We start from the raw sequence: 9,456 nt of genomic DNA, 5'->3' as shown, positions 1-9,456 counted from the left end.
CTCCCACCCGGTTACGCACCACCCGGCTATGCACCACCCGGCTATGCACCACCCGGCTACGGCTACCCGCCGTACCCCTCGGGCTACGCCGGTTACGGCTACCCCCAGCCGGCGCCCGGGGACGCCCGTCCCGGGATCGCGACGGCGTCCGCGGTCCTCGCGTTCGTGGCGTCGGGCCTGCTGATCCTCGCGGGGTTGCTGCTCTTCCTCGGCGGGGCGATCGCCTCGGACATCGAGGACTCGGTCCACAGCAGCACCCACATCGGGCTCGAGCTCGGGCTTGACGGTGTCGTGAACCTGGTGGCCGCCGGACTGCTCATCGCCGGCGGCGTGTCCCTTGTGGGACGCAACCCGCTGGGCCGGATTCTGCTGTCCGTCGGCGCAACGATCGTCGCCGCGGCGGCCGTCTACTGGTTCGTGCGCTTCGACGACATCAGCAGCGACAGCTGGAACTTCGACGCGGGGCTGTTCCTGGTCCTCACCGTGCTGACCCTCAGCTTCGCCTGGGCACCACCGGTCAGCCGCTGGCTCGACCGCACGCCCTGACCCGTCGCCCGCGGGTCAACCCACGGCCAGCGGGATGTCGAACATGATGTGCAGGACGATCCAGACGACGCCATCGATCCCGGCGAGCAGCAGGGCCAGGTAGGCCGTGTCCAGGCTGCGACCCGCGGCCCGCGCGCGTTGTCCGGCCATCCCGGCCAGGATCGCGGTCACGATCGCGAACACGATGCCGCACACGACGATGCCGACGAAGCCGGCCACCAGCGCGAGCACCCCGACCGGGTCGGCAGGCACCCGTTCATCGAGCCCGGGGTCGACCCCGGGCTCGGCGGCGTCCACCGAGCCCGGGTCGTCCGGCGTCGAGGTCATGCGCTCGATTCTGCCGCACCCCTTGCCGGGTCCGCCGCGCCCACGGCTGGTTCTGCCGCACCCACGGCTGGTTCTGCCGCACCCACAACCAGGCCCGAGCGGTCCGGGAGGGCGTCGACACGCACGGTCTGCCCGTCACGCACCTCACCCCCGAGCAGCGCGCGAGCCAGCGCGTCGCCGATCGTGGTCTGCACCAGCCGCCGCAGCGGACGCGCGCCGTAGAGCGGGTCGAACCCGGTGAGGGCCAGCCACTCCCGTGCGGCGTCGGTGACGTCCAGGGTGAGCCGGCGGGCCGCCAACCGCGCCTGCAGCGAGGCCAGCTGGATGTCGACGATGCGCGTGAGGTCCCCGGTGGTCAGCGCGTCGAAGATCACCACGTCGTCGAGCCGGTTCAGGAACTCCGGCTTGAAGTGCGCCCGCACCGTCTCCATGACGGCGTCCCGCTTCACGTCCTCGGGCAGGTCGGACACCAGCGCCTGCGAACCCAGGTTCGACGTCAGGATCAGCATGGTGTTGCGGAAGTCGACCGTGCGTCCCTGACCGTCGGTGAGCCGGCCGTCGTCCAGCACCGCGAGGAGGATGTCGAAGACGTCCGGATGGGCCTTCTCGACCTCGTCGAGCAGGACGACGGTGTAGGGCCGCCGTCGCACGGCCTCGGTCAGCTGGCCGCCCTCCTCGTAACCGACGTATCCCGGCGGAGCACCGACCAACCTCGCGACGGAGTGCTTCTCCGAGTACTCGCTCATGTCGATGCGCACCATGGCGCGCTCGTCGTCGAACAGGAAGTCGGCCAGGGCCTTGGCCAGCTCGGTCTTGCCGACGCCGGTCGGGCCGAGGAACAGGAACGAACCGGTGGGCCGGTCGGGGTCGGCGATGCCGGCCCGGGTACGGCGCACCGCGTCGGACACGGCCTGCACCGCGGCCTTCTGGCCGATGACGCGACGACCCAGCTCGTCCTCCATGCGCAGCAGCTTGGCGGTCTCGCCCTCCATCAGGCGCCCCGCGGGAATGCCCGTCCACGCCGACACGACGTCGGCGATCTCGTCGGCGGTGACCTCCTCCTTGACGAGGGGGTCGGTGACGACCTCGGCGTCCTCGGCGGCGCTGGCGTCGTCGAGCTCCTTCTCCAGGCGGGGCAGCTCGCCGTACTGCAGGCGGGAGGCGGTCTCGAGGTCGCCGTCGCGCTGGGCGCGTTCGATCTGGCCCTGCAACTCGTCGACCTGCTTCTTCAGCTCACCGACGCGGTTGAGGCCGGTCTTCTCGCGCTCCCACCGCAGGTTCAGGGCGTCCAGCTGCTCCTGGTGGTCGGCGAGCTCGGCCCGCAGCTTCGACAGCCGCTCGACGCTCGCCGCGTCCTTCTCGTTGACGAGGGCCAGTTCCTCCATCCGCAGCCGGTCGACCTGTCGCTGCAGCACGTCGATCTCGACCGGGCGTGAGTCGATCTCCATCCGCAACCGGCTGGCCGCCTCGTCCACCAGATCGATGGCCTTGTCGGGCAGGAAGCGAGAGGTGATGTAGCGGTCGGACAGCGTCGCGGCGGCGACGAGCGCCCCGTCGGCGATCTGCACCTCGTGGTGCGCCTCGTAGCGGGCGTTGAGACCGCGCAGGATCGCGATCGTGTCCTCGACGCTCGGCTCGGAGACGAGCACCTGCTGGAAGCGACGCTCGAGAGCCGGGTCCTTCTCGATGTGCTCGCGGTACTCGTCGAGCGTGGTCGCGCCGACGAGGCGCAGCTCGCCACGCGCCAGCATGGGCTTGAGCATGTTGCCTGCGTCCATGGCGCTGTCGCCGGTGGCTCCGGCACCGACGACCGTGTGCAGCTCGTCGATGAAGGTGATGATGCGTCCGCCGGAGTCCTTGATCTCGTTGAGGACGGCCTTGAGACGCTCCTCGAACTCGCCGCGGAACTTCGACCCGGCGATCATCGAGCCCAGGTCGAGCGCGATGACCCGCGTGCCCTGCAGGCTCGAGGGCACGTCCTTGGCGACGATGCGCTGCGCCAGCCCCTCGACGACCGCGGTCTTGCCGACTCCGGGCTCGCCGATGAGTACCGGATTGTTCTTGGTGCGCCGGGACAGCACCTGGATGACGCGACGGATCTCGGTGTCGCGGCCGATGACCGGGTCGATTTTCCCGTCCCGCGCGGCCTGGGTGAGGTCGTTGCCGTACTTCTCGAGGGCCTGGAAGGTCCCTTCGGGATCGGTGCTCGTGACGCGAGCGCTGCCGCGTACCGACTGCAGTGCGTCGGCCAGCGCATCGTGGCCGGCGCCGGAGCGCTGCAACAGCTCGCGTACCGGGCTGTCCGTCTCGGCCAGCGCGAGCACGAGGTGCTCGGCGGAGACAAACTCGTCGCTGCGGTCGCGCGCCTCGCGCTCCGCGGCACCGAGCACGGCAAGCAGGCCGCGGCTGGTCTGTGGCGCCGCGACGGTGCCACCGCTGGCGCTCGGCAACTGGTCGACGAGGCGCTGGGCCTCGGCGCGGATCGCGAGCGGGTCGGCGCCCACCGCCTGCAGCATCGGGCGGGCGAGCGACTCGGTGTCGTCGAGCAACGCGACGGCCAGGTGCGCCGGCTCGACGGCCGGGTTGCCGCGCTCGGCGGCGGCCTTCACCGCGCCGTTCACCGCCTGGGTGCTGCGGGTGGTCATGTCCATGCTGGTAGTTCACCTCACGGGAGTCGTCGGTGTCACGGCGCTACCGCGCCGCACTCCGGGACAACGTCGACAGGGTTGAGCCTGTTCCGCTCAACTTCGGATTGGTGGTCGCAGAGGCACAGGTCACGAATACCCCGCCGGGCCCGCACGGCGGCCGGGGGCGTGGCACCCTGGTTCGAGCATCGAGACGACGACGGGTGGGTGGCCATGACCGAGCTGGAGCGTCGCAGCCGTATCGGACGGCCGTGGCGGCGACTCAAGCGCTGGGCGCGGCACACGCCGAACGGCGACATGGCCCTGATGCTCGTCTGCGTGGGCATCGCGCTGATCTTCGTCGCCGTCATCGCGGCCGTCACCATCGTCTGACCGGCCGGCCTATCGGTCAGCCGCAGCTCTGGTCCTCGACGGTGACCTTGATGGGCCGCACGAGCGGCTGCCGCAGCACGGTCACCGGCCCTTTCCCGGCCGGGTCCTTGAACGTGAAGACCAGGGTCCGGGTGGCCCCGCGGGGCAGTTCGAAGTACACCCCGTAGACGGGGTGGCCCTGTTCGGTGCCTTCGGCGACGCCCTCGGCGGTGCCGTCCAGCGTGGTACCCTGACGCAGCGCGCCGGCGCTCGCGTAGTAGTACACGGCCAGGAAGTTGTCACCCGGGCGCGTGGGGTAGCGCGGGTGGTCGTTCCGTTCGGTGACGTAGGAGTTCAGACCGGCGGGAGCCGCGTTCGTCAGGCGCACGGTCACCCGCACGCTGCGCGTGGCCCCGCATCCGGTGCGCGTCCAGGTCATGCTGCGGTCGAGGTAGTAGTCGAGCTTGTTGCCGCCCGCGTTGTCGACGATGAGACCTGCGAAAGGTGCGGTGGCGACGGGGAGCGCCCCGGACAGCGAGGTCCGGGCCAGGTCGGCCTCGGTGTCGGCGGAGGAGCTGTAGACGAGCAGCCGCCGTTCGGCAGCGGCACGACCCGCGGCCTTCAGCAGGCCGGTGACGTTGCCCGAGCTCTGCAGCACCTTCGTGCTGGCCGCCCTGGCCACCTCGAGCAGGAACTGCTTGCGCTGGTTGTTCGCAGTCTTGGCCGGGAATCGCTCGTAGAGCTGTTGCTGGGTGAGCTGCACGACATTGGACGCGCTGACCTGGGTGCCGCCCTTGAGCGTCGCCGGTCCGGTGACGGCGAGCAGGTAGGACAGGGCCGACGGGTCGATGGCGAGCGCGCCATCGAGCTTCTCGTGGGCCTTGCGCTGCCACATGGCCATCCAGATGCGGGCCGCGTAGGGGAAGTGCGGGCTGACGTTGCTGTCGACGTACTCGTCATAGGGCTTGCTCGACGCCCAGAGCCGGTTGTACGCGGCGCCGAAGTCCAGCCCGCTCGAGACGCCGTTCAGCGCATTGTCGGACTCGAAGCGCTCGATGGTGATCCGGCCGTGGTCGGCGCGCAGGATGCCGAAGGCACCGGGCAGACCCCCGGTGCCGCGGGCCTCGGCGTCGTTCTGGAAAGACACGAAGTAGCGCTTGGTCCCGTCCGCTCCGAGCATGTCCGGCGCGACGCGCGCGGCGATGGCACCGGACTGGACGATCTTGCCCAGCGACTGCATCTGGGCAAGCAACTCGCTGCGCGCGGAGTCGACGGGGCTCAACCAGGTGTCCGCCGGTCGAGCGGCCACCCTGGCCGTGGCTCGGGACATCGACAGGTCGGCCGCGGTCAGGCTGGGCGACACGGCCTGCAGACGGGCGAGGTCGAAGGTGCCGTCCGGGCGTCGCAACGACGACGGCTCCAGGCCCCGGCTCGCGGTGACGACGTCGGGCAGGACCCGCTGGCCCAGCACGTCGACCTGCGCGGTCATGGTCCGCACGGTCTCGAAGGGGGCGCCGCCCGCGGGCACCGAGCCGGCGAGCGCCCACACCGGCCCCGAGGTGTAGGAGTGCGCCGTGTCGGCGTGGTCGGCAATCTGCCGGGCGGTGGCCCGCGCCTCGTCCAGACGGCCGGCGGCGACCTCCGCGCGCAGCTGGCGCACCTCGTCACGCACCGTGATCAGCTGGCTACGCGCAAGAAACGCGGTGACGAGCACGTAGACGCCGGCGAGGACGATCAACCCGCCGATGCCGATCATGATGAGCCCGTAGCGGCGGCGCCGACGCAGGCGTCGGCGAGAGGTGCGGCGGCGTCGGGTACGCGTCGGCCCTGCCGCTTCGGTGTCGTCGCCCGACGCGGATGCGGTGCCCACCGGCTCGGTGGCGCGGCCGGGGGGCTCGGGGTGCCAAGCGGGCCCGTGGAACGGGTCGCCGTCTCGGTCGCGCTCGGCCTCGCCGGCGTCCGCGGGCTCGGCAGCGTCGTCGTCCGGTGCGGCCGGATCGTCCGAACTCATGCCGAGAATCCCCTAGACGTGACACGACGAGGGCGGCCCGAGGATCGGGCCGCCCTCGTCGAGAGCGCTGTGGAGCAGGTCAGGCTGCGCTGTTGGTGCGGCGCCGGCCGGCCAGCAGGAGCAGGCCACCACCGGCCAGCAGCACCACGCCGAGCGCCCCGATGCCGATGACCGCCACACCGGTGTTGCTCAGGCCGCCGCTGCCGCTGCTGCTGCCGCCACCGCTGTTGCTGCCGCCGCTGCTGATGGTCACGGCGTCCACGCCACCTGAGGTCCGGCCGGTTGCGGTGATCGTCGTCGGCTCGGTGCCGTTCGGGCAGGTCAGCTCCAGCGAGCCGGAGACGTTGCCCTTCCCGTCCGCGTTCACGGTGACGGAGTCGCCCACACCGTCGGAGATCGTGACCGGCTCACCCGGCTGGAAGTGTGTGCCGCTGTAGGTGACCGTGTCGCCACAGCTGGGGTTGCTCGGGTTGATCGTCAGGACCGGGTTCACGCCGGACGGGTACGCGCCTGCCGAGGACGTCGCGAAGAACAGCCCGGCGACCAGCGCCGCCAGCACGCCGACGAGCGCCACGATCGGCTTCTTGAAAGCTGACATGGGTACTTCCACCTTCACCTGGGGGGTACTGCCGGAATTGATCGAGCCGGAATGTCTCGCCGCCGAACACTAACTGATGAGGTGCCGGTTAGAAAAGTCGAAAATCACATTCAACAAACTTGTTACATGACGGCCGGTGCGCCCGGCGTCGTCAGAACGCGCCTTTTCGCCCGAGTACGGCGATGACCGTCCGGAAAAGGATGCTGAGGTCAAGGCCGAGGCTCCAGTTCTCGACGTAGTAGAGATCGAAGCGGACCGCGTCCTCCCACGTCGTCTCCGAGCGCCCGCTGATCTGCCAGAGCCCGGTGACGCCCGGGCGCACGAGCAGCCTGCGCCGCGCCGAGCCGGTGTAGTGGGAGTCGATGGCGGCCAGCGGTCTGGGTCCGACCAGTGACATGGTGCCGCTCACGACGTGGACCAGTTGCGGCAGCTCGTCGATCGACAGCTTGCGCAACCAGCGCCCGACGGGAGTGATGCGCGGGTCGCGCCTGATCTTGAACAGCACGCCACCGCCGTCCTGCTCGTTCAGCTCGAGGATCTCGTCGCGCCGGCTCTCGGCGTCGCTGTACATCGAGCGGAACTTCAGGATGTTGAATTCGGTGCCGTTGATACCGAGGCGACGTTGCCGGAAGAACACCGGCCCGCGGCTGCTGAACTTGATGGCCAGGGCGGTGCCGAGCAGCACCGGCGAGGCGAGCAGCAGCACCACCGACCCGACGGCGATGTCCAGGCTGCGCTTGACGATCCGCGGCAGCCGGCCGAGCTGGGGCTGCTCGAGCCACACGAGCGGCAACCCCTCGACCGGGCTGACGTGCACCCGGCTGCCGGCGATCTCGGTGAGCGCCGGGGCCATGACCAGCCCGCGGTTGGTGCCCTCGAGCTGCCAGCCGAGTTCGCGAACCGCTCGGGGTCCGAGGCCGCTTCCCGTCACGGCCACCACATCGGCCCGGACGCGGGCCGCGTGCTCCGCGGTGTCCAGGACGCCACCGAGCACAGGTACGTCGGGCGCGATCTCGCTGCCGACGGGCGCGTCCTCGACGCAGGCGCCGATCAGGCGCAGCCCGGCGTTGCGGGCCCGGTTCGTGGTGTCGAGCAGGTGGGTCACCGAATCCGCGGTTCCGACGGCCAGAATGCGGTACACCCATTCACCGCGATTACGCCGCTTGTTCACGTAGCGGCGAATTGCGGCACGGCCGCAGATAATCAGGATGGCCCCGAGCGGAATGACGCCGATGACGTATCCCCGCGCCACCGGCGTTTTGGTCACGTAGCAGCCGATGGCCAGCACGCTGAGGGTCAGACCGCTGGCCCGCAGCACCCGCTTGAGTTCTTCAGGACCCGTGGCGATGTGCCGGATCTCATATCCGCCCGACGCCTGCAGGGCCACGGCCCAGCCCACCGCGATGGCCAGCCCGATCACCAGGTACCCGGCGGCACCGATACCCGCCACACCGGCTCCGAAGCGCAGTTCGAACCCCAGGATCGTGGCCAGGATGATCGCGCAGAGGTCGACGGTCAGCAGGATGAGGCGGTACTGCACCGTCCACAGGGGCTGCTGCGCTGCTGACGCGGCGATCGCATCCGGCGGGACGGCCGACGGTGCCGGCGACCTGGCGGTGGCCACGTCCGCGGCGTCGTCGACACGCGGGTGGGGCACCGGAGTCTCCGTTCCGTCGTCGGACGCGCCGAACCGGCCGTCTGGTGGTGACGCAGTGATCGGTCACTCTAAGTGAAAACGCGCGCTCGCACACCTCGAGTCCGAGATCCGATGTGACAGGCCGCCCCACCCCGAGGACGCTGAGGCTGGCATGTCGGGGGTCCGGCGGCAGGCGGCGCGGGCAGGTACCCTCCGGACATCATCTTCGGTGTGAGAGGGCGATCCATTGGACCTTCGTGACTACCTACGCGTGCTGCGCAAAGGTTGGCCACTGATCCTGGCGTTCGTCGTCCTCGGCCTCGCCGCGGGCATCGGTCTCACGCTGGCGACGACCAAGGTCTATCAGGCCAACGTCCAGGTGTTCGTGGCGACGACCAACAACAGCACGTCCCAGGACCTGGCCCAGGGGAACACCTACGCGCAGGCGCAGGTGCAGTCCTACACGAGCATCGCCAACAGCCCCGCCGTCACGGCGCCGGTGATCCGCACCCTCAAGCTCGACCTCGACGAGTCGGAGCTGTCGGGCAAGATCTCGGCCGACGCACCCCTGAACAAGGTGCTCATCAACCTGCACGTGACCGACCACAACCCCCGCACCGCGGCCCGGCTGGCGAATGCGGTCGCGTCGCAGTTCAACCAGGTGGTCCAGAACGCGGCCCAGACCGACTCGCAGGGCAAGCCGGTCGTCAAGCTCACCGTCATCCACCCGGCCACCATCCCGGGCGCACCGATCTCGCCGCACAAGATCCTCAACATCGGCCTCGGTTTCGTGGTCGGCCTGCTCGTCGGTGTGGGCGTCGTCGTGCTGCGCGACGTTCTCGACAACACCGTGAAGAGCGGCGCGGACTTCGAGGCCTTCGGTGTCGCGGCGATGGGTTTCGTGCCCTTCGACAAGCGCACGGCCACGTCGCCGATCGCCTTCCGCGCCGACCCCAACAGCGCCCGCTCGGAGGCCTACCGCCAGATCCGCACGAACCTGCAGTTCGTCGACGTCGACAACCCGCCGAAGGTCATCTCGGTGACCAGCGCCGTCCCGGGCGAGGGCAAGTCGACGACCTCGCTGAACCTCGCCGCCGCACTCGCCGAGGCCGGCGCCCGGGTGTGCCTCATCGAGGCCGACCTGCGCCGTCCGTCGCTGTCGCGTGCCCTGGGGCTGGTGGGTGACGTCGGGTTCACGACCGCGTTGATCGGCAAGACCCCGGTCGAGGACGTCCTGCAGAACGCCGGGCAGAACCTGGCCGTGCTCACGTCCGGCCCGCTCCCGCCCAACCCCCGCGAGCTGCGGATCACCGACCCCGCCCGCGAGATAATCGAGCGTGTC

8 protein-coding genes are annotated in these 9,456 nt (G+C 70.2%); 3 read left to right on the top strand and 5 right to left on the bottom strand.

Features of this window, described 5'->3' with window-relative positions; genetic code table 11:
• On the top strand, positions 1 to 546 hold a 546-nt coding region (locus ACFFCA_RS19385; RefSeq protein WP_375487860.1), incomplete at its 5' end, for a hypothetical protein.
• Positions 547 to 561: 15 nt separating this feature from the next.
• On the opposite strand, the gene ACFFCA_RS19380 is transcribed toward ACFFCA_RS19385, so the two are convergent.
• Both ACFFCA_RS19380 and clpB read right to left on the bottom strand, forming a co-directional pair.
• Entirely contained in the window at positions 562 to 873 is a 312-nt protein-coding gene (locus ACFFCA_RS19380) for a hypothetical protein (RefSeq protein WP_375487858.1), read from the bottom strand.
• A complete protein-coding gene (gene clpB, locus ACFFCA_RS19375) occupies positions 870 to 3,524 on the bottom strand; it encodes an ATP-dependent chaperone ClpB (protein WP_375487856.1) in 2,655 nt (884 codons plus the stop codon). The genes ACFFCA_RS19380 and clpB overlap by 4 nt, the downstream gene beginning before the upstream one ends.
• Positions 3,525 to 3,731: 207 nt before the next feature.
• Between clpB and ACFFCA_RS19370 the strand changes: the two genes are divergently transcribed.
• A complete protein-coding gene (locus ACFFCA_RS19370; protein WP_375487854.1) occupies positions 3,732 to 3,890 on the top strand; it encodes a hypothetical protein in 159 nt (52 codons plus the stop codon).
• Positions 3,891 to 3,906: 16 nt separating this feature from the next.
• On the opposite strand, the gene ACFFCA_RS19365 is transcribed toward ACFFCA_RS19370, so the two are convergent.
• The 3 genes from ACFFCA_RS19365 to ACFFCA_RS19355 all read right to left on the bottom strand — a co-directional run bounded on the left by ACFFCA_RS19365 (position 3,907) and on the right by ACFFCA_RS19355 (position 8,135).
• On the bottom strand, positions 3,907 to 5,880 hold the full coding sequence (locus tag ACFFCA_RS19365) for a DUF4012 domain-containing protein (protein ID WP_375487852.1): 1,974 nt from the start codon (positions 5,878 to 5,880) through the stop codon (positions 3,907 to 3,909).
• Between the two features lie 79 nt (positions 5,881 to 5,959).
• Positions 5,960 to 6,478: a hypothetical protein gene (locus ACFFCA_RS19360; RefSeq protein WP_375487850.1), complete on the bottom strand. Its 519-nt coding sequence runs from the start codon at positions 6,476 to 6,478 to the stop codon at positions 5,960 to 5,962.
• 151 nt (positions 6,479 to 6,629) lie between these two features.
• Positions 6,630 to 8,135, bottom strand: a complete 1,506-nt coding sequence (locus ACFFCA_RS19355) for a sugar transferase (protein WP_375487848.1) — start codon at positions 8,133 to 8,135, stop codon at positions 6,630 to 6,632.
• A 226-nt stretch (positions 8,136 to 8,361) separates the two neighbouring features.
• Between ACFFCA_RS19355 and ACFFCA_RS19350 the strand changes: the two genes are divergently transcribed.
• Positions 8,362 to 9,456, top strand: a 1,095-nt coding sequence (locus ACFFCA_RS19350) for a YveK family protein (RefSeq protein ID WP_375487846.1), incomplete at its 3' end; no start/stop codon positions are given.

Origin of the sequence: uncultured Jatrophihabitans sp. (genome assembly GCF_964252635.1) — a bacterium.
In the GTDB taxonomy this organism is placed as follows: domain Bacteria; phylum Actinomycetota; class Actinomycetes; order Mycobacteriales; family Jatrophihabitantaceae; genus Jatrophihabitans.
Note: the sequence above shows the minus strand (reverse complement) of the source record. Positions and strands in the feature narration are given on the sequence as shown.

Bases quoted from the DNA above. Each gene is read 5' to 3' on its own strand.
- ACFFCA_RS19380 (WP_375487858.1), bottom strand. From the start codon at position 873: ATGACCTCGACGCCGGACGACCCGGGCTCGGTGGACGCCGCCGAGCCC.
- ACFFCA_RS19365 (WP_375487852.1), bottom strand. From the start codon at position 5,880: ATGAGTTCGGACGATCCGGCCGCACCGGACGACGACGCTGCCGAGCCC.
- ACFFCA_RS19370 (WP_375487854.1), top strand. From the start codon at position 3,732: ATGACCGAGCTGGAGCGTCGCAGCCGTATCGGACGGCCGTGGCGGCGA.
- clpB (WP_375487856.1), bottom strand. From the start codon at position 3,524: ATGGACATGACCACCCGCAGCACCCAGGCGGTGAACGGCGCGGTGAAG.
- ACFFCA_RS19360 (WP_375487850.1), bottom strand. From the start codon at position 6,478: ATGTCAGCTTTCAAGAAGCCGATCGTGGCGCTCGTCGGCGTGCTGGCG.